This window comes from Paeniglutamicibacter sp. ORCA_105, from assembly GCF_045798545.1.
GTDB lineage: Bacteria > Actinomycetota > Actinomycetes > Actinomycetales > Micrococcaceae > Paeniglutamicibacter > Paeniglutamicibacter sulfureus.
In genome coordinates this window covers 99,896-117,979 of sequence record NZ_JBIXLM010000003.1, presented here as the reverse complement: position 1 = coordinate 117,979, position 18,084 = coordinate 99,896, and the positions used below count along the sequence as shown (strand labels likewise).

The 18,084-nt window shown below is 65.3% G+C and carries 18 protein-coding genes; 3 read left to right on the top strand and 15 right to left on the bottom strand.

From position 1 onward, the window contains the following. Positions 1 to 3 precede the first annotated feature (3 nt). From ACIPUB_RS02525 to poxB, 9 genes are all read right to left on the bottom strand, one after another. A complete protein-coding gene (locus ACIPUB_RS02525) occupies positions 4 to 1,737 on the bottom strand; it encodes an ATP-binding cassette domain-containing protein (RefSeq protein ID WP_407605926.1) in 1,734 nt (577 codons plus the stop codon). Between the two features lie 2 nt (positions 1,738 to 1,739). Continuing rightward, positions 1,740 to 2,621 carry an ABC transporter permease gene (locus ACIPUB_RS02520; RefSeq protein WP_310287728.1) on the bottom strand — a complete coding sequence of 294 codons (882 nt, stop codon included), beginning with the start codon at positions 2,619 to 2,621 and terminating at the stop codon, positions 1,740 to 1,742. Then, entirely contained in the window at positions 2,618 to 3,565 is a 948-nt protein-coding gene (locus ACIPUB_RS02515) for an ABC transporter permease (protein ID WP_407605925.1), read from the bottom strand. Before ACIPUB_RS02515 ends, ACIPUB_RS02520 begins: the two co-directional genes overlap by 4 nt. A gap of 8 nt (positions 3,566 to 3,573) precedes the next feature. Next, a complete protein-coding gene (locus ACIPUB_RS02510) occupies positions 3,574 to 5,094 on the bottom strand; it encodes an ABC transporter substrate-binding protein (RefSeq protein ID WP_407605957.1) in 1,521 nt (506 codons plus the stop codon). Between the two features lie 109 nt (positions 5,095 to 5,203). Continuing rightward, entirely contained in the window at positions 5,204 to 5,644 is a 441-nt protein-coding gene (locus ACIPUB_RS02505) for a thioesterase family protein (protein ID WP_407605924.1), read from the bottom strand. After that, positions 5,641 to 6,612 (bottom strand): 3-hydroxyacyl-CoA dehydrogenase NAD-binding domain-containing protein, encoded by a 972-nt coding sequence (locus tag ACIPUB_RS02500; protein ID WP_407605923.1) that lies wholly within the window; start codon positions 6,610 to 6,612, stop codon positions 5,641 to 5,643. The genes ACIPUB_RS02505 and ACIPUB_RS02500 overlap by 4 nt, the downstream gene beginning before the upstream one ends. A 2-nt stretch (positions 6,613 to 6,614) precedes the next feature. Next, complete coding sequence (locus tag ACIPUB_RS02495; RefSeq protein WP_310287720.1) at positions 6,615 to 7,502, bottom strand: 3-keto-5-aminohexanoate cleavage protein; 888 nt, start codon at positions 7,500 to 7,502, stop codon at positions 6,615 to 6,617. Beyond that, positions 7,499 to 8,377: a TetR family transcriptional regulator C-terminal domain-containing protein gene (locus ACIPUB_RS02490; protein ID WP_310287716.1), complete on the bottom strand. Its 879-nt coding sequence runs from the start codon at positions 8,375 to 8,377 to the stop codon at positions 7,499 to 7,501. The genes ACIPUB_RS02495 and ACIPUB_RS02490 overlap by 4 nt, the downstream gene beginning before the upstream one ends. A 350-nt stretch (positions 8,378 to 8,727) precedes the next feature. Beyond that, on the bottom strand, positions 8,728 to 10,452 hold the full coding sequence (gene poxB / locus ACIPUB_RS02485) for a ubiquinone-dependent pyruvate dehydrogenase (protein WP_407605922.1): 1,725 nt from the start codon (positions 10,450 to 10,452) through the stop codon (positions 8,728 to 8,730). A gap of 208 nt (positions 10,453 to 10,660) precedes the next feature. Here poxB and ACIPUB_RS02480 point away from each other — a divergent pair, with 208 nt between their 5' ends. Further along, the gene (locus ACIPUB_RS02480; protein WP_407605921.1) at positions 10,661 to 11,491 is read left to right on the top strand and encodes a thioesterase family protein; all 831 of its coding nucleotides are present in this window, start codon (positions 10,661 to 10,663) and stop codon (positions 11,489 to 11,491) included. Here the strand turns inward: ACIPUB_RS02480 and ACIPUB_RS02475 are convergent. Further along, positions 11,460 to 12,071 carry a hypothetical protein gene (locus ACIPUB_RS02475; protein WP_407605920.1) on the bottom strand — a complete coding sequence of 204 codons (612 nt, stop codon included), beginning with the start codon at positions 12,069 to 12,071 and terminating at the stop codon, positions 11,460 to 11,462. The two genes, ACIPUB_RS02480 and ACIPUB_RS02475, sit on opposite strands and share 32 nt — an antisense overlap. Before the next feature lie 103 nt (positions 12,072 to 12,174). Next, entirely contained in the window at positions 12,175 to 12,786 is a 612-nt protein-coding gene (locus ACIPUB_RS02470; protein WP_310287704.1) for a uridine kinase, read from the bottom strand. Between the two features lie 37 nt (positions 12,787 to 12,823). Between ACIPUB_RS02470 and ACIPUB_RS02465 the strand changes: the two genes are divergently transcribed. Beyond that, positions 12,824 to 13,561 carry a lipoyl protein ligase domain-containing protein gene (locus ACIPUB_RS02465; RefSeq protein ID WP_310287701.1) on the top strand — a complete coding sequence of 246 codons (738 nt, stop codon included), beginning with the start codon at positions 12,824 to 12,826 and terminating at the stop codon, positions 13,559 to 13,561. Between the two features lie 9 nt (positions 13,562 to 13,570). Here the strand turns inward: ACIPUB_RS02465 and ACIPUB_RS02460 are convergent, their stop codons facing one another. Then, positions 13,571 to 13,858, bottom strand: a complete 288-nt coding sequence (locus ACIPUB_RS02460; protein ID WP_310287698.1) for a hypothetical protein — start codon at positions 13,856 to 13,858, stop codon at positions 13,571 to 13,573. 282 nt (positions 13,859 to 14,140) lie between these two features. Here ACIPUB_RS02460 and ACIPUB_RS02455 point away from each other — a divergent pair, with 282 nt between their 5' ends. After that, positions 14,141 to 15,262 (top strand): zinc-binding dehydrogenase, encoded by a 1,122-nt coding sequence (locus tag ACIPUB_RS02455; RefSeq protein WP_310287695.1) that lies wholly within the window; start codon positions 14,141 to 14,143, stop codon positions 15,260 to 15,262. Between the two features lie 322 nt (positions 15,263 to 15,584). Here ACIPUB_RS02455 and ACIPUB_RS02450 read toward each other — a convergent pair whose 3' ends face one another. The 3 genes from ACIPUB_RS02450 to ACIPUB_RS02440 form a co-directional block, all read right to left on the bottom strand. Next, positions 15,585 to 16,118, bottom strand: coding sequence for a hypothetical protein (locus ACIPUB_RS02450; RefSeq protein ID WP_264269026.1), 534 nt, complete (start codon positions 16,116 to 16,118; stop codon positions 15,585 to 15,587). 244 nt (positions 16,119 to 16,362) lie between these two features. Continuing rightward, entirely contained in the window at positions 16,363 to 16,992 is a 630-nt protein-coding gene (locus ACIPUB_RS02445) for an MBL fold metallo-hydrolase (protein WP_302266361.1), read from the bottom strand. After that, positions 16,992 to 18,077, bottom strand: a complete 1,086-nt coding sequence (locus ACIPUB_RS02440; RefSeq protein ID WP_310287689.1) for an S-(hydroxymethyl)mycothiol dehydrogenase — start codon at positions 18,075 to 18,077, stop codon at positions 16,992 to 16,994. The genes ACIPUB_RS02445 and ACIPUB_RS02440 overlap by 1 nt, the downstream gene beginning before the upstream one ends. Positions 18,078 to 18,084: the final 7 nt, after the last annotated feature.

Below are 18,084 nucleotides of genomic sequence, written 5' to 3'. Positions count from 1 at the left end.
CCCTTACTTGAACGCCGGGACGTTGGCCAGCAGTTCCTGCGTGTAGTGGTGCTGCGGGTTGTTGAGCACCTCTTCGGTAGTGCCCATGTCCACGATCTTTCCCTTTTGCAATACGGCAAGACGCTGGGAAATATGCCGGGCCAGGGCGATGTTGTGCGTGACAAAAAGCATCGACATGTTGTGGTCGGTCTGCAGCGTGCGCAACAGATCCAGGATCGAGGCTTGCACCGAGACGTCCAGGGCGCTGGTGATCTCGTCGCAGACCAGCAGCGAGGGGGCATTGACCAGGGCACGGGCAATCGCCGCGCGCTGGCGTTCACCGCCGCTGAGATCTCCGGGACGGCGTTCCATGTAGCGTTCGCCGAGCTTTACCTGGTCCAAGGCTTCACGGACCAAGGCGCGGCGTTTGCGCTTGTCGTTGATTCCCGACATCTGCAATGGGACACCCACCGAATCGGCGATGGTTCGACGCGGGTTCAGTGATGAGAATGGCGACTGGAAGATGTATTGGATCCGCCGCCGGTCCTCGGATGACCGCATCCGCGTGCCGGTGGCCAGCCTCTCTCCGAAAAGCTCGATCGAACCGGTGTAGGCATCATTTAGCCCGGCCACGCAGCGCGAGAGGGTGGTCTTGCCGGACCCCGACTCGCCCAGCAGCATCATTGACTCTCCCTCCAGCAACTGGAAATCGATCCCGTCCAGAACCGCGTGTTTGCCATATGACAGGGCCAGGTCGCTCAGTTGCAGCAGCGGACGAGCCGCCACCGCAACGGAAGCTGGCCGTGGCAGGGTGCCGGGCAAGGGCTTGGCGTCGTCAACGAGCGGTGTGGAGCCGGTGGTGTCCGGCACGCCGTGGGGGCCGGCGACGACCAACGGCTGTTCTCCGGTGATTGCCTCCACCTGGCCCACCCGGCGTTTGCCGGCGAGATCAGGAACTGCGGCGAGCAGTCTGCGCGTGTATCCGTGTCGCGGGGCGAAGAGCACCTGGTCGGTCGCTCCGTGCTCCACGATGTCACCTTCGAGCATGACGGCGACCTCGTCGGCGATCTCTGCGACCACGGCCAGGTCGTGCGTGATGTAGAGCCCGGCGACCTGGTGCCGTTCGGCCAATTCGCCGATTGTTTGCAGCACCACGGCCTGGGTCGTGACGTCCAGGCCGGTGGTCGGCTCGTCAAGCACGATCACCGACGGCCGACAGGCAAAGGCCATCGCAATGCCCACGCGCTGCTGTTGTCCTCCGGATAGCTGGTGGGGGTAGCGCCGCTGGTAGGCGGGGTCATTGGCCAGGCCGACCTCGGCCAGCACTTCACTAACCCGCAACCGGCGTTCGGAATCGGTGGCGCCGATTTGGTGCACGCGCAGGGTTTCGGCAATCTGCTCCCCGATGCGCATGGACGGATTCAGCGACAGGGACGGGTCCTGGGGCACGTAGGAAATCACCTTGCCACGCAGGCGCCGCAATTGGGCGTCGGGCAGATCCATGATGTTTCCGTGGTCCCCGCTGCCCAGGCGCACCGTGCCGGTGCCCTTGGACAGCCCTTTGCGGAAATGCCCCATGCATGCGAGTCCGGCCGTTGTCTTGCCTGAGCCGGATTCACCGACCAAGGCCAGGATGCGGCCCGGCGCCAGGGTGAAGCTGACCCCGTGCAGGATTTCCTCCCCGGCATCGGTTTGCACCCTCAGGTCGGTGGCGCACAGCGCACTTGCCGCGATGTCGTTCTCCACGATCGTGGTCATTGTCATTTCCCCGCATTCATGTTGGCCGAGGCCCGCGCGAGCGAGTCGGTCAGGAGGTTGGTGCCCACAGTCAGCACTGCGATGGCCGCAACGGGCAGCAGTACGCCCCAGGGCTGGATGACCAGGGCGATCCGGCTCTCGTTGATCATCAGGCCCCAGTCCGCGGTGGGTGGTTGCATGCCCAGCCCGAGGAAGGACAGCGCCGCGACAAAGCCAATCGAGTAGGTCATGCGCAACCCGAGTTCGACCATCAATGGGCCGGTGATATTTGGCAGAACCTCGGTGAGCAGGATCTTGTACCTGGGAACCGCGTACATTTCGCTGGCCCGGATGTAGTCCTCGGTGATCACCGATGCGGTGGCCGAACGAGTGACTCGGGCAATGCGCGGGGCGTGGGTGATTCCAATGACCACAACGAGCACCCAGCCCTGCGGGCCGAGCACGGTAATGGCCAGCAGCGCGAAGACCAGCTGCGGCAGGGCCAGAAGCACGTCGTTGCCGCGCATGATCAGCGCATCGACCCGTCCGCGGGAATAGGCCGCGGTCATTCCCACGGCGACACCGATGACCATGCCCAGCGCCGTGGCAAGCGCTGAGTAGGCGATCAATCGCAGTCCGCCGTCCAGGAAGCGAGAGAGCACATCTCGGCCCAAGTTGTCGGTGCCGAACAGTCCCACGTGAGTGAACGGGCGTCCCGTGAATTCGGTGCTGGTATGCCCGGTCAGCCAGGGCAGCAGCAGCGGCCCGGCCAGAGCGATCAGCAACACGGCCACCGTCAGCACCAGGCCGACCTTGGCCTGGCGCTGACGCATCATTCGGGCGAGGAGTCGAGGGGGACGGGAGCGTGACACATTTGCTTCAACGACATCATCGACGGTGCTCATTTGGCCTTCTCCGTGCGTAGTTTCGGATTCGTGAGGATTCCCACCAGATCGGCCAGCAGGTTCACCACGATGTAGGCCGCGGCGATCAGGATGGACAGCGCCTGCACCACCTGCACGTCGCGGTTGGTCACCGCATCCACCAGCGCCTGGCCGATGCCGGGGTACCTAAAGAGGAATTCGATCACGACCACGCCGCCGGCCATCCAGGCCAGCTGGATTGCGATGACCTGGGCGACGGGGGCCAATGCGTGGGGCACCGCGTGCCGCAGCACCACCTGGCGCTCGGGCACGCCCTTGAGACGCGCCATTTCCACGAACCCGGAATCCAGCACCTCGAGCATCGTGGCGCGCATCATCCGTACAATGTACGGGGTCACCACCAGCGCGAGCGTTACCGTGGGCAGGACCAGTTGAACCGGGTGGTTCCACACCGCCTCGCCGGGAGGGGCCATGGTCACCGAGGGAAGGACCTTGAATACGGTGGTCGAGAACAACGCAACCAGCCCGATTCCAATCACGAATTCGGGGAGGGACGCCAACACCAGGGAAACGCCGGTGCTGGCGTTGTCGAAGGCCCGTCCACGCTTCAGGGCGGAGAACGTGCCAACGACGATGCCGACCGGAATGGAAATCAGTGCGGCAAGGCCCATGAGCACCAGCGAGGATTCGATGCGGTCGGACAGCAGGGCGGTGACGGGGCCGCCGGTGGCAGCCGAGTATCCGAGGTCGCCCGTGAGCAGGCCGCCGAGCCAGGTGAAGTAGCGCACCCACGCCGGGTCGTTGAGGCTCATTTGCTCCCGCAGCGCGGCCAGCCGTTCGGGCGTGGCTTGCTGGCCCAGGATTGCCTGGGCGGGGTCGCCGGGCAGCAGCAGGGTGGCCACGAACACCAGCAAGGAGACGATGAAGAGGATGGCCAGGCTGACCAGCAGTCGTTTGGCGATCATGCGGGCGATCATTTGGTGACCCCGATCCACGCGCGGCGGAATTCGAAGCCCGACAAGGCCAGGCCGGTCTTGTTTGGAATCAGCCCCGCCACGTATTTCTGGTAGGCGTCCGCCTGGTTGGGATGGCCCCAGATGATGTATCCGCCGCGCTCGTACTCGATCTGCTGCGCCTTGGTGATCAGCGCGTTGCGCTTGGTTTCGTCGACCTCGGTGGTGGCGGACTCGATCAGCTCCAAGAACTCCGGGTCGTCCCAATGAGTTTCATTGAACGGGCTGGTCGGCAGTGAACTGTTGTTGACCTGGGGCAGGAAATTGCGCGTGTACCAGAAGTCCTGGGCGAACGTCCATGACAGGTAATCATCACCAAAGAACGTCGTGGTGTCCACGCGACGGATCTTGACCCGGATCCCCGCCGCTTGGGCCTGTTGGGCGAATACCTGGGCCGCTTCCACGGCGCCGGCCTGGATTGGTGCGGTGACCAATTCGATGTCCAGCCCGTTGGAGAAGCCGGCCTCGGCAAGCAGTGCCTTGGCCTTGCCAATGTCCTGGGTGCGTTGGGGGAGCTGCTTCGCGTAGCCCGGATCGAAAGGCGCGTAGAGGTCGTTGCCTGGGGAGCCGTTACCGCTCAGGACCTGTTCGATCATCTGTTGCCGGTCCACCGCGAGGCGGAATGCCTGGCGGACCCGGACATCGTCGAACGGGGCCTTGTCGGTGCGCATCGTGAAGGGCAGCCAGGCGCCGGTTTCGGAGTTCAGGATACTGATGCGGGGATCTGCTGAGATGACTTCCAGCAGGGCCAGCGGGATCTGGCCGATGGCATCGACCTGGGTGGACAGCAAGGCGTTGAGCATCGCGTCGTCGTCCGAGAAGTTCAGGATGGTCAGCTCATCCAGGTACGGTTCGTGCTCCCGCCAGTACGCATCGTTGCGTACGAACACCGACCGGAGTCCGGGATCGAAGCTGGAAGCCTTGAATGGCCCGGTGCCAATCGGGTGCTGCACATCGAAGTCCTCCGGGACGATGCCCAGCGCATATTGCCCCAGTGAGTCGTCGAAGGTGGCGGTGGGCGTGTTGAGCCTGAATTCGACCGTCAGGTCGTCGATGACCTTGACCTCGTCGAGGATTGTCAGGGCCGCGGCCCCGCTCTTGGGGTCATCGGGGTCGGTGACCCGGGCAAAGGTAGCGGCGACATCCTTGGCGGTGACAGGGCGTCCATCGTGGAACTTCACCCCGGGCCGCAATGCGACGGTCCACACCAGGGCCGTGGCATCGGGGACGGCGCTGAGGGCCAGCAACGGCTTGAGCTCGAAGTTCTCGTCGCGGTAAAGCAGCGACTCGTACAGGTTTACCACGCGGGCGATATCCGTGGTGCTGACCGGGGAATGGGGGTCGAGGGTGTCTGCGGCCCCGCCGCCTGCCAGGCCCACCCGCAGAGAACCCCCGCGGACCGGGTCGCCGGTGGGCGCTTTTTGCAACGCGACGCCGGAGGAACCACAGGCGGTGAGCAGCAATCCCAGCCCCAGGGCCATGCCGCTGCCCAGGACTGCGCGGCGGCTGGGAGTGGTGCCCGGCGTTCGTTTGGATGGTGATTCGTGGGAATTCAAGACGTACTCGATTCTCGTGAAGGGCGCGAAGGATTCATGCAGTGATGGATCGGCCACTCCAATCGGGGGTCCTGTGCTCGTGGGCGGCGATGTGGGCCAGGACGTCGGCCGGGAAGGGCGTCGTGGCGCCGGTGCCCTGGTCCACGTGGAGTCCCAGTATTTCCTCCGTGGCGATGAGCTCCGATCCTCGGCGCATCTCGTGGGCAAGGTGCAGCTTCTTGGGTCCGGCGGCGACAATGCAGGTGGTGATTTCCAGTTCCTCGGCGAGGGAAGCCTCCCGCAGGTAGCGCACATGCGCCTCAACCGTGTACAGGGAGCATGCGCTGGAGCGGCGGTAGCCCTCGTCCAGGCCCAAGGCGTTCATCACCGAGGTGGTCGCATCACCGAATCCCAGTACGTAGAAGGCCTCGGACATGTGGCCGTTGTAGTCGATCCACTCGGCCGGCACCGTGCAACGATACGGATCGAGACTCACTTCGCCTGCACCCCCTGCGGACTCCGGATGGTCTCCACCACCTGGCGAACGGCAATGATCGCCGCATCGCGCTGGGCTATCAGTTCGCCGAAGGAACGCCCCGCGGCCTCGTCGTCACACCCGTCAATGACATCCTGGCGCAACGTGGCGGTTAGTTCGGGCGCGTCCAGGCGTGTCCAAGGGGACTTGAGCGACGGGCCGAAATGGTCAAGCATGTGTGCCATGCCTCCCTCGCCTCCGGCCAGGTGGAAGGTGAGCATGGGTCCTTGCAGCGGCCACCGCAGTCCGGGGCCGTCGGTGATTGCCAGGTCGATCTGCTCGACGGTGGCCTCGCCGTTGTCGACCATGTGCAAAGCCTCGCGCCACAGGGCCTCCTGCAGCCGGTTGGCGATGAATCCGGGAACCTCCCGATCCATGGTGATCACCGACTTCCCGATGAATTCATACCAGCCCGAGGCCCAGTTCGTGGCCTGTGGGTCCGTTTGCAGACCTCCCACAACCTCGACCAGGGGGATCAGGTAGGGGGGATTGAACGGGTGGCCAACGACAAGACGGGACGGGTCCTCCGCCTTCTGCGCCATCTCGGTCATCCCGTATCCGGACGTGGAGGAACCAATGACCACCTCGGGGGAGACGGCCTCGGCGATCCGTGCCAGCAGGTCCTGCTTCAGCTCCAGATTCTCCGGTGCACTCTCCTGGACGAACCCGACTCCGCGAACAGCCTCGTTCAAGTCGGCGTGGACGGTGAAGTTGTCCCTGGAAGCGTTCTCGGCAAGACCGAGCGCGGTCAACGCCGGCCAGGCCGCGTCGATGAGTCTGCGCAGCTTCGCTTCGGCATCAGGGGAGGGGTCCCACGCTCGGACGCTCAGGCCGCGGGACAGGAAGTAGGCGGCCCAGCCGCCGCCGATGGTGCCCACGCCAACGCAGGCAACACTCGAGATGTCTTCGAACTTGGGGTACGTGACCATGCTTAGGCCGCCTTATCGAGCTTGAGGATGTCACGGGCTTCGTCCGGGGTGGCCACCGAGTGGCCCATCGATTCAACGATCGTGATGGCGCGTTCGGTCAACTGAGCGTTGGTGGCCTTGACCCCTCTGGACAGGTACAGGTTGTCTTCCAGGCCCACGCGCACGTGGCCGCCGAGCAGTACCGATTGCGCGACCCACGGCATTTGGTTGCGGCCAATGGCAAACGAGGTCCACTGGGCGCCATCGGGCAGCATGTTCACCATGGCCTGCAGCAGGCCGGGATCGGTCGGTGCCCCGTAAGGGATGCCCATGCAGATCTGGTAAAGCGGCGGGGGAGCGATGAGGCCCTCCTCGACCATGACGTTGGCAAACCACAGGTTGCCGGTGTCAAAGATTTCCATCTCCGGCTTTACCCCGAGGTCCCGGATCCGTGCGGCGCCTTCGCGCAACATGTCGGGGGTGCTGACATAGAGCTGGGAGCCTTCGCCGAAGTTCAGCGAACCGCAGTCGATGGTGCAGATTTCGGGGCGCAGTTCCTCGACGTGGGCCAGGCGCTCCAGCCCGGAAACCAGGTCGGTGCCCGGCATGTGCACGGTGGGGTTGGCAGGATCGATGAAGAGGTCCCCGCCCATTCCTGCGGTGAGGTTGATTACCGGGTCCACGTCCGAGGCCTTCACCTGGCGCACGACCTCCCTGTACAGGGCCACGTCGCGGGAACCTTGGCCCGTTGCGATGTCCCGGACGTGGATGTGCACCACTGAGGCCCCGGCCCGGGCGGCGGCGATGGCGTCGGCAGCGATCTGGTCCGGGGAAACCGGAACGTGCTCGCTCCGTGATGTCGTGTCTCCGGCCCCCGTGAGGGCGCAGGTGACGATGACTTTACGACTCATGATGTCGCTCCTTGCTGTTGGATGATGGTGCGGTCGATAAAACCGCAAATATTTGCGAACATTTGACTTGGAGTCAGGTTTCCTGTCAAGACCTGGATTCCCATTCCGTCGAACATGGCGGTCAGCTCGGCGGTTAGGGTGCCGGCATCGACGGTCACAAAGTGTCCTGTTTTTTGTCCGGCGGAGATGATGTCATGCACAGTCGAGGTCCAGCGCCGGTAGCCGGGGGAATGGGTGTCGAGCCCTCCCTCTCTAACGGCGAGCTTGGTCCAGGTCTGCAGCCAGATGGACCACTCGGCGCGCCCTTCGGCCCCGAGGGGAAGCTGGAGCTCGACAAGGCGCTTGAGCTGTGCCACCGGATCGGTGATCGGCTGCAACCCGGCAACCTGTCGGTCGTAGGCGAGTTTTACCGAATAGTGCAGGGTTTCGGCAAACAGGGCCTGCTTTGATGGGAAGTAATAATGCACCGTTGGCGTGCTGACACCGACATCCTTGGCGATGTCTGCGATGCGCACCGCTGCATAGCCTTGTTCGGAAAACAGCCACCAGGCACGTTCAATGATGCTTCGACGGCGCTGGGCATGCTTTTCGTCTTCCCGGTGACGCTTCGGAAGGATGTCTGCCGGTGGTGCCGCGGAAGGTGTCTGCGCCGCATCCGAACCGGTGATAAGCCAATTGGCCGTCACGCCGGTCACGGTTGCCAACAGGACGATTTCCTCGCTGGTGAATTTCCTGGTGCCGCTGAGCGACTTGGACAGCTTGGACTCTTCGAATCCCGTCCGGCGTGCAATCTTGCGCTGCGGCAGGCCGGTGTTGCGGATGGCCTCGCGGATGCGCTCGGCTATCCCCGAGGGGATGTTCTCTGGTTCGGGCATGGTGCAACCCTAGACTCATGTTTGCGATTAACGCAAGAGTTCTGACTCAAGGTCAGTAAATGTTGCGATGGGACCCCTTCGATGCCGGAGCGGGAACCTATCGCGGATCGGCCTGGATGACGGCTCTGGCCGGAGTGGGTTCGCAAATGGGGCACCAGCAACTCGGTAGCCATCGGCCAAATCCGGACGGCGCCAATCTGGACGGCAAAAAGACATGCCTGCCATGGAGCGCGAATTGTTCTGGCCGTACACCGCGGTGGGAAGACGGCCGGCTTCGAACCGACCTAGGGGAATCGGCAAGCCTGCCCGGCCTTGGGGGCTGCGCCGATGTTCCGGCCCCATACATATTTCTAGAAGAGCTGGCGCCAGTTGGTGGCCGCGAGGTCCAGCAGCTCGTCGCCCTTTCCCGACATCACGGTGCGGACGGCGTAGAGCGCAAAGCCCTTTGCCTGCTCCGCGGTGACGGCCGGCGGCATCGAGAGTTCCTGCCGATCGGTCACCACGTCGATGAGGGAGGGTCCGTCGTGGGCCAGGGCCTCGCGCAGGACATCCGGCAGGTCCTTGGATTTTTCCACCCGGAACCCGCGGATGCCCATGGCCGTGGCGACGTCGGCAAAGTTGGGGTTGGACAGGTCGGTGGCGAAGGTGACGAACCCGGCGGCCTTCATCTCCAGTTCCACGAAGTTCAGTGACGAGTTGTTGAAGACCACGATCTTCACCGGCAGCTTCGACTGGACCAGCGTGAGCAAATCGCCCATGAGCATGGCAAGCCCGCCGTCGCCCGAAAGCGTCACCACCTGCCGGCCCGGGTTCGAGGCCTGGACTCCGATGGCCTGCGGGATTGAGTTCGCCATGGTGCCGTGGCTGAAGGATCCCAGCAGCCGGCGCTGTCCGTTCATGGTGAGGTAGCGGGCCGCCCAGACCACCGGGGATCCGACGTCGGCCAGGAAGACGGCGTCGTCGTCCGCCAGTTCGTCCAGGGTGCGGGCGACGTACTGCGGATGGATCTTCGCGCCCCGGCGCGAGGGGGTGGCCAGGTCGTCAAGCTTCTCGCGGGTCTTTCGATAGTGCTTCTGCGCGTCCTGGAGGTGCGTGGTGTCGGCCTTGCGCTCCAGCAGCGGTGCCAGCACCTCCAGGGTGTCGGCCACCGTGCCGACCAGCCCCGCGTCGATCGGGGTGCGCCGCCCCAGCTGTTCCCCGCGCACGTCGACCTGGATGATCTTCGCATCCTGCGGGTAGAACTGCTGGTAGGGGAAGTCGGTGCCCAGCAGCAGGATGGTGTCGGCGGCGTCCATGGCCCGGTACCCGGAGGCGAACCCGAGCAGGCCAGTCATCCCGACGTCGTAGGGATTGTCGTACTCGATGTGCTCCTTGCCGCGCAGCGCGTGCACCACCGGGGCGCCCAGCAGACCTGCGATCTCCATGACCTGCGCGTGGGCCCCCGCCACGCCGGCGCCGGCCAGGATGGTGACCCGCTTGGCTGCGTTCAGCAGCTCGGCCGCCCGGGCCAGGTCCTCGGCGTGGGGCAGGACGGCGGAGCGGCTGGCGTTGAGCACCGAGGCGCGCGTGCCCTTGGCCTCGGCCAGGGCGACGTCCCCGGGGATGACCAGCACCGCGACCCCGCGCCGTTCGATCGCGGTGCGCATGGCGATTTCCAGCAGCCGCGGCATCTGCTCCGGGGCCGAGACCGTCTCGCAGAACACGCTGGCCTCACGGAAGAGCTCTGCCGGGTGGGTCTCCTGGAAGTAGTTGCTGCCGATCTCGCCGGTGGGGATGTGCGCCGCGATGGCCAGCACCGGGACGCGGTTGCGGTTGGCGTCGTAGAGCCCGTTGATCAAATGCAGGTTTCCCGGGCCACAGCTTCCGGCGCACACCGTGAGGTTGCCGGTCATCTCCGCCTCGGCACCGGCGGCGAATGCGGCGGTCTCCTCGTGCCGCACCGGGAGCCAGGCGATGGACCCGTCCTTGCGCATGGCATCGGTGAGCCCGTTGAGTGAGTCTCCCGCCACCCCGTAGATCCTTTTGACTCCGTTGGCCTTGAGGGTTGCGATCATGGTTTCGGCGACAGTGGGCATCGGTATCTCTTCCTGGCGGGTCGGGACGTTCCTGGCGGGTCGGGACGATTGTTCCCCACCCTACGCCGGGGCCTCGCGGCCCGCCAAGGGTCTTTACTGGTCACCGGACGGTTCCGCGGCCGAATTGTGGCCCGGGTCGCATTGCTCGCTAAGCTGGGTCCCGGATACACGGTGGCAGGGTTGCCACGGGAACAAGGGACGAGAGACCATGACGCAAACGGCGGCCGAACAGAATCTTCCGGAACTCGCGGTGGGGGATTTCTACTACCTCCCCACCGGCGAGGGCACCTACCGTTCCACGGTGCATGCCCAGGGGGCCTGGAACCCGCACGAGCAACACATGGCCCCGGCCACCGGGGTGCTGGTGCACGCCCTGGAGCTTTTCGCCCCACGGCCAGACATGCGCATGGCCCGGGTGAGCCTGGACATCCACGGGATCATCCACGGCGGGGAATTCGAAATCACCACGAGGATGATCCGCCCGGGCCGCACCATCGAACTCATCGAGGCGGAAATGGTTTCGCAGGGGCGCACCTGCATCGTCGCCCGCGGCTGGCGCCTGAGGACCCTTGACAGCTCCGCGGTGGCGGCCAGCGAGGACGCCGGCGTCATCCACCCCGAGGAATTGGTGACCTTTGACGGCATGTCGCCATGGCCCGGCGGGTACATCCGCGGACTGGAATTCCGTGGTGCCGACGGCCATCGCCCGGGCAAAGGGATCGTGTGGATGCGCAACAACTTCGAAATGGTGGCCGGTACGCACACCTCGGACCTGGTCCGGTTGCTGGGCATGGTCGACACCGCCAACGGCGTGGCGCCGCGCGTGGAGCCGGGGCCCGAGTCCTGGATGTTCCCGAACGTGGACCTGCAGATCCACATGCACCGCAAGCCCGCGGGGCAGTGGCTGGGGATCCAGGCGCAGCAGACCTACGGAACCGACGGCATCGGGCTGACCAGCGCGGTGCTGCACGACGTGCACGGACCGTTCGGGCGCAGCGAGCAGATACTCACGGTGCGTCCGGCCCCGGCGGGATCCTAGCCCCCGGAACCACTCGGCTGGAGGAACCCGCGAGGGACTGCTCGGCCCTGGTGAATGCCGATTCGAGTTCGATCACTGCCCGCCGGTAGTCAACCCCAACTCCAACGGCCGCGCCGTTGGGTTGGCGGCCGCGCAGGCGTTCGGCCTGCGCCAGGGCCTTGGCCAATGCCGCAGTCTCCGGGACGTCGACATCGTTCATCCCCGGGCTTGCAATGGCCGCGGCCGGGTCCAGTTCGTAGCGGCTCCACTGCCTGAGAACCTGGTCATGCCGCGATTCGAAAGCCGAGTGCTCGGCAAGCAGCCGGAAACCGGTCTGCACGGCCGTCCGCTGCACGGCTTCGTGCACCAGGAAGCGGTGGGTGGCAAGGCAGGCGCCGCAGGCAGCAACCAACACCGCCACACCGGCCAAGGGGTTCACCAGCGCGGCACCCAGTGCCAACGGTGCCAGCACGCAGAAACCGCAGAAGCCGTACCAAAACCGGGCATCGGGATCCTGTTCCAGTGATGGGCCGGAAACCATGAGCCAAGCTGTGGCCATGCCCAAGAGCATGGCCAGCAAGCCAAGTATCGGGGACAACACGCTCCACCTCCGGATCCGGGGCCCGATGCCGCAAAAATCCGGACCTCATGCTCCATTCCAACCCGTTCCGAAACGGAGGTCAAGGGGTGGTCGAAGAACCTGCTCAGGATGTGATTGAGGCCAGTGTTTCCTTGAGCGCCTTTTTCTTCACGGGTTCAAAACCGGCGGCCAGGTGCCGGGCACGGATGTCCCGATCGGCACGGAAAAGCGCGTAGCCGCGCTTGAGCAGGAACGGCAGCGGCTTGCGCCGCTCCCGCACATCGCGCACGAGCCGTCGGATCGCGGTGCCCAGGGCCGAGACCTCGATGTAGTACGCCCGCACTGGAACCCCCAGGCGCTGCAGCGGGGCCAGGATCTCGGAAACGAATATTCCCTCGGCGACCAGCGGGCCGCCATTGAGCTCGATCCGGCGCATCGAGTCGTAGCTTGAGGTGCTGATCGAATAGTTCGGGACCTCTGTCGCGCCGCTTTCGAGCAAGTCCACCAGGGCGTCAACAGCCAGGGCGCAGTTCCACGTTCCGGCGTGGTCCCAGTCGATTTCGCCGTAGCCGGTCTGCGGCAGCGGGGTCTCGGGGGTGTGCTCGGAGATCTCGCGGTAGAAGTTGTCGAGTTCCACATGGGGTCGGCCGAAGCGGTGGGCCAGGTAGGACTTTCCGGATCCGGAGGCCCCTCCCAGCAAGATCAGGGGGGAAAGTTGTTTCGGCACGACATCCATTATTCACTGCCGCGCATCCGGACCTAGAATCGTGCCCATGAGTCTTTGGAATCCCGATGTCGATCACCGGCTGAACGTTCGCATCGAGGAGCCCTCCGGGGACCCGGAGGCGGACCTGATGGCAGGAATCGGGCTACTCGCCGCGGTGCGCGACGGGGAAGTGCCGGCGGCGCTGCGGATCTATCGGCCCGATCCGACCCTGGCTTTCGGGCAGCGCGATGTGCGCCTGGCCGGCTATCCGCTTGCGGTGGCGCGGTCGCTGGAACATGGCTTTGCCCCGGTGGTGCGCAAGGCCGGTGGTCGGGCGGCGGCCTACCACCGCGGCACGGTGATCGTGGACCATGTAGAACCGGCCGACGAGGCCATGATGGGGCACCAGCACCGCTTCAAGGTCCTGGGTGCCCTCTACGCAGAGGCCCTGCGCCGCGGCGGCATCGACGCGCGGGTGGGGGAAATCGCCGGGGAGTACTGTGCCGGGGAGTTCAGCGTCCACGGGGTGCCGGGGGCCGCCTCCCGAACGCCGAACGCCGTGAAGCTGGTGGGCACCGCGCAGCGCGTGGTGTCCGGGGCATGGCTGTTTTCCAGCGTCTTCGTGATCGAGGATTCGGCGCCCATCCGCGCGCTGCTGGACGACGTCTACCGGGCGATGGAAATCCCGATGGACGCGGCCACCGTCGGCGCCGCCGACGACCTGCTGCCCGGCTACTCGACCGAGACGTTCATCGCCGATCTGCTGGCCGAATACGCGCAGCACGCGGAGCTGGCCGGGGCGTAGTCCCGGGATTCAGCTCTTCCGCCTTCCTATGACCAGGCCCGCACAAAATGCGGCGGCGCAGGCGGCCAGGGCGACAAGCAGCCAGCCGGTGATTTGCTGCGGGCCGAGAAATACCATGCCGGGGGCGAAGGCGCCTTCGCTCAGGGGCGCGTAGGCGAACCAGCCGAATTCGGCCACCTGCCCGCTGCCCGCGACCAGTGTCGCGACGCCCGCAACCAATGCGAGCAGGGCAATGGTTCCGGCGAGCGCCGCCGGTCTGCGCCGAGGATGCTTCCGGGGGTGACTGGGATCGTCCATGGGACGAGTATGCCACGTGGTAAACCTGAAAGTGGTGGTAGGACGCCGGTTTACGCGGTGCCGGCCGTTGCGGGCCCCGTGGGACCTTCCCGTGGCACGCACACACCGTGTGCAGGGGTGTGCATTGCGCGGCGCGCCGGAGCGGGCAATACTCGTCCCTATTACACCGCGCTTTGCCCGATCCCCGGAGGTACCTGTCATGGCCCAAGAGCCGGCACCCGCCCATTGTCCGCCGCGGCCCGCCCCGGACACCCCCGCCCTTGAGAGCGGATGGAACGCCTGATGCGCGCGGCGATCCTGCGCGAGCTGCCGGGGGACGGCTCCGGGAACTATGCCGAAAGCCGGCCGCTGGCCATCGAGGAACTTGCCACACCCGGGCCGCGGGCCGCGGAGGTCGGCGTGGACATCATCTACTCCTCGCTGTGCCACTCGGACCTCTCGGTCATCAACGGGTCCCGGCCCCGCCCGCTGCCCATGGCCCTGGGCCACGAGGCGGTCGGACGCATCGCCTCCCTGGGCCCGGGAGTGGACCACCTCGAAGTCGGCACCAAGGTCGTGCTGGTCTTCGTCCCCGGCTGCGGCACCTGCCGTGCCTGTGCCGCCGGGCGCCCCGCCTTGTGCCACCGGGCAGCGGTGAGCAACACCGCCGGGGACCTGCTGCACGGAGAGGCGCTCCTGCGCGGGCTCGGCGGCGAGCGGATCAACCACCACCTGGGCGTCTCCGCCTTTGCAGACCACGCGGTGGTGGCCGTCGAATCCGTGGTGCCAGTGCCGGAGGATGTCCCCGATGAGGTGGCTGCCATGTTCGGCTGCGCGGTGCTCACTGGCATCGGGGCCATCAGGCACACCGCGCGGCTTGAAGCGGGCCAGTCGGTGATCGTCTACGGGCTGGGCGCCGTGGGGTTGGCGGCGATCATGGGCGCGGTGCTTGTCGGTGCGGGAAGCATCATTGCCATCGATCCGAACACGGCCAAGCATGACCTGGCGCTTGCCGCCGGGGCCACCGCCGTGGGGACGCCCGAACAAGCACGGGAGCTGGTTGCTGCGGCCACCGGCGACGGGGTCGACGTCGCGATCGAGGCATCGGGATCGGCCCGGGTGATCGGCGAGGCGCTTCAGGTGCTGACCCGCGGCGGGGCGGTCATCTGTGTCGGGCTTCCGCATCCGGAAGCCGAGCTCACGGTGCCGGCGCTGACGTTCGCCGGGGCGGGCAAGCGCCTGCTGGGTTCCTACATGGGCGATGCCAAGCCAGCCGAGGACATTGCCTACTTTGTCAAAGTGTGGCGCGAAGGCAGGCTCCCGGTGGAATTGCTACATAGTGACACCCGACCGTTGGAGGAAATCAACCAGGCCCTGGACGCACTGGCCGAGGGCCGGGTTATCCGCCGGCTGCTCAAGCCCTGAACGGGTCGTGCGCCGCCTTAGGCCCGGGGTCGGAGGCGGCTGCGCTGGCCAACCGGGAATCTGCGGTACCGGCCGGCGTCTTGTTCAGCGACACGCCATGGCGGGCTGGGTGACAGGCATGGTTCCGGTTTAGTTGCTGTCGCCCAACTCTCCACCTCGGCCTGAACGGCCGTGGATGACTTTCCCGAAGGACAAGTCGCGGAGCGGACGCGGCGGATGCCCAACAGCTGGTCGACCAAGGTGGTCAGCAGTCAAGCGCGGTAAGCATTAGAGGGTTCCAGCCGGTATCCTGGACCAGGTTGCGGGCCTTTGCCGTCAATGCTCAGAAATCACCACCCGGATACACTCCTTCAGGCAAGGTGAAGCATGCAGAGCCAGATGCAATACGAATTGCATTCGGGTCATCCCTGACGATGATGTAGGACGCTGCGGTGTGTGGAGAGCGTAGCTGCACCCGATAATTTCCAGTGATGCTGAGATCTGTTTCGATGGTGAAGCGGCTGTCCTGGTACTGCGCTTCAATCGCCTTGACGAGAGGCTCTGGTTCTGTCCCCTTGCTCAGAGTGACGGTTGTCGCCCCATTCCAATTATGTTGTGTCTCGCTGCAGCTGAATAAAGTACCGGTTTTCCCCTGGTCGATCTTCACCACTTTGTCTTCGGGAATCAGCCGGGCGATCTCCAGTTCCAGGTCTTGTGTCTGGGCCTTGGCCTCCTGCCACGTCAACCCGTTCCCCACAGGTGCGCCCTCTTTCGTTGTCGTCGATTTGGACGGTTCACCAAACTGATCACTGGGTGCGCACCCAGTAATACCAACCAGCACCAGCACCGCACCGACGGTCAGTCGCAACGGATTCATTTGTTCACCAGCTTTTCCATCTCCCTGAGTACTTTCTTATTGCCTTGGCGGTTAGAAGCGATGAGCGTGTGATTGTCCAACGAGTCGCCTTCGCCGAAAGGCCTCGTGTAGCAATGGTTCGCAGAAGCCTCATGGGGTACTTGGTGCTTTAGCGTGGGCGAGGCGTCGCTACGGCACCGGTTAAAGGTATGTGGGAGCCACGCACACGCGCGACTCCCACAGGAAACAACAGATCAAACCGGACTTAGTTACCGCGCTTGATCCATTCGTCCAGGTTTGGTGCCTCGGCGCCGATGGTGGTGGCATCCCCGTGCCCGGTGTTCACCACGGTGGTGGCCGGCAGGGCGAGCAGGCGTTCGCGGATCGAGTCGATGATCGTCTCGAAGCTCGAATAGCTGCGCCCGGTGGCGCCCGGTCCGCCGTTGAACAGCGTGTCGCCGGAGAACAGGGTTCCCAACGACTCGGCGTAGAAGCAGGTCGATCCGGGGGAGTGCCCGGGGGTGTGCAGCGCCACCAGGGTGGTCCCGGCAACCTCGAAGGTGTCCCCGTCATTGATCTCGTGATCCGCCGTGGTGCCGGGGAAAATCGCTTCCCAAAGCATCGTGTCGGCGGGGTTCAGGTGGATCGGTGCCTCGACCAGATCGGCGAACGCACGGGCATAGCGGATGTGGTCGTCGTGCCCGTGGGTCAGCAACACGGCCTTGACCGCGCGGTTGCCGACGGCCTGCTTGATCTTGGACGGCTCGTGGGCGGGGTCGATGACGAAGACCTCGTTCTCGTCCCCGATGATCCACACGTTGTTGTCCACGTCCCAGGTTCCCCCGTCCAGGGAGAAGGTACCGGAGGTGACCAGGTTTTCAATCTGCGCGCTCATTAGAGTTCCACCACCGAACGCAGGACCTTGCCTTCGTGCATCTTGGTGAAGGCTGCCTCGACGTCGTCCAGCTTGATGCGTTCGGTGACAAACGCGTCCAGGTCCAGGCGGCCGAGCTTGTACTGCTCGACCAGCATCGGGAAGTCGCGGGACGGCAGGCAGTCGCCGTACCAGGAGGACTTCAGCGATCCGCCGTGGCCAAAGACATCCAGCAGCGGCAGTTCCAGCTTCATCTCAGGGTTCGGCACACCCACCAGTACCACGCGTCCGGCGAGGTCGCGGGCGTAGAACGCCTGCTTGTAGGTTTCCGGGCGGCCCACCGCATCGATGACCACGTCGGCGCCGAAGCCGCCGGTGGCGGCCTTGATGCCCTCGACGGCGTCATTGGTCTTGGAGTTCACGGTGTGCGTGGCTCCCATGTTCTTGGCCATGGCCAGCTTGTCGTCATCCAGGTCCACCGCCACGATGGTGGTGGCGCCGGCCAGCTTGGCTCCGGCGATCGCGGCAATGCCGACGCCGCCGCAACCGATGACTGCCACGGATTCCCCGCGCTTGACCTCGCCGGTGTTCATGGCCGCCCCGATGCCGGCCATCACGCCGCAGCCCAGCAGGCCCACGGCGGCGGCGTCGACGTCCTCATCGACCTTGGTGCACTGGCCCGCGGCGACCAGGGTCTTCTGGGCGAAGGACCCGATGCCCAGGGCCGGCGAGAGCTCGGTGCCGTCCTCCAAGGTCATCTTCTGGGTGGCGTTGGCGGTGTTGAAGCAGTACTGAGGGGTGCCCTTGGCACACGCGCGGCACTGGCCGCAGACGGCCCGCCAGTTCAGGATGACGCGATCGCCCACCGCGACGTTGGTGACGTTCTCACCGATCTGGCTGACCACCGCGGTGGATTCGTGGCCCAGCAGGTACGGGTAGTCGTTGCCGATCCCGCCGAGCTTGTAGTGCAAGTCGGTGTGGCAAACACCGGCGGTCAGTACGTCGACGACGACCTCTCCGGGCCCCGGGTCGGGAACGATGATGGTCACCGTCTCAACGGGAGCATCCTTGGCGCGGACGATAACGGCCTGGACTTTTTGTGACATGTCACTC

What these genes read in the sequence shown, in the direction of transcription:
- ACIPUB_RS02525 (WP_407605926.1), bottom strand. Translation starts at nt 1,737, where the DNA reads ATGACCACGATCGTGGAGAACGACATCGCGGCAAGTGCGCTGTGCGCC.
- ACIPUB_RS02440 (WP_310287689.1), bottom strand. Translation starts at nt 18,077, where the DNA reads ATGTCACAAAAAGTCCAGGCCGTTATCGTCCGCGCCAAGGATGCTCCC.
- ACIPUB_RS02495 (WP_310287720.1), bottom strand. Translation starts at nt 7,502, where the DNA reads ATGAGTCGTAAAGTCATCGTCACCTGCGCCCTCACGGGGGCCGGAGAC.
- ACIPUB_RS02510 (WP_407605957.1), bottom strand. Translation starts at nt 5,094, where the DNA reads ATGGCCCTGGGGCTGGGATTGCTGCTCACCGCCTGTGGTTCCTCCGGC.
- ACIPUB_RS02490 (WP_310287716.1), bottom strand. Translation starts at nt 8,377, where the DNA reads ATGCCCGAACCAGAGAACATCCCCTCGGGGATAGCCGAGCGCATCCGC.
- ACIPUB_RS02450 (WP_264269026.1), bottom strand. Translation starts at nt 16,118, where the DNA reads ATGAATCCGTTGCGACTGACCGTCGGTGCGGTGCTGGTGCTGGTTGGT.
- ACIPUB_RS02520 (WP_310287728.1), bottom strand. Translation starts at nt 2,621, where the DNA reads ATGAGCACCGTCGATGATGTCGTTGAAGCAAATGTGTCACGCTCCCGT.
- ACIPUB_RS02445 (WP_302266361.1), bottom strand. Translation starts at nt 16,992, where the DNA reads ATGAGCGCGCAGATTGAAAACCTGGTCACCTCCGGTACCTTCTCCCTG.
- ACIPUB_RS02465 (WP_310287701.1), top strand. Translation starts at nt 12,824, where the DNA reads ATGAGTCTTTGGAATCCCGATGTCGATCACCGGCTGAACGTTCGCATC.
- poxB (WP_407605922.1), bottom strand. Translation starts at nt 10,452, where the DNA reads ATGCCCACTGTCGCCGAAACCATGATCGCAACCCTCAAGGCCAACGGA.
- ACIPUB_RS02460 (WP_310287698.1), bottom strand. Translation starts at nt 13,858, where the DNA reads ATGGACGATCCCAGTCACCCCCGGAAGCATCCTCGGCGCAGACCGGCG.
- ACIPUB_RS02515 (WP_407605925.1), bottom strand. Translation starts at nt 3,565, where the DNA reads ATGATCGCCAAACGACTGCTGGTCAGCCTGGCCATCCTCTTCATCGTC.
- ACIPUB_RS02455 (WP_310287695.1), top strand. Translation starts at nt 14,141, where the DNA reads ATGCGCGCGGCGATCCTGCGCGAGCTGCCGGGGGACGGCTCCGGGAAC.
- ACIPUB_RS02500 (WP_407605923.1), bottom strand. Translation starts at nt 6,612, where the DNA reads ATGGTCACGTACCCCAAGTTCGAAGACATCTCGAGTGTTGCCTGCGTT.
- ACIPUB_RS02470 (WP_310287704.1), bottom strand. Translation starts at nt 12,786, where the DNA reads ATGGATGTCGTGCCGAAACAACTTTCCCCCCTGATCTTGCTGGGAGGG.
- ACIPUB_RS02480 (WP_407605921.1), top strand. Translation starts at nt 10,661, where the DNA reads ATGACGCAAACGGCGGCCGAACAGAATCTTCCGGAACTCGCGGTGGGG.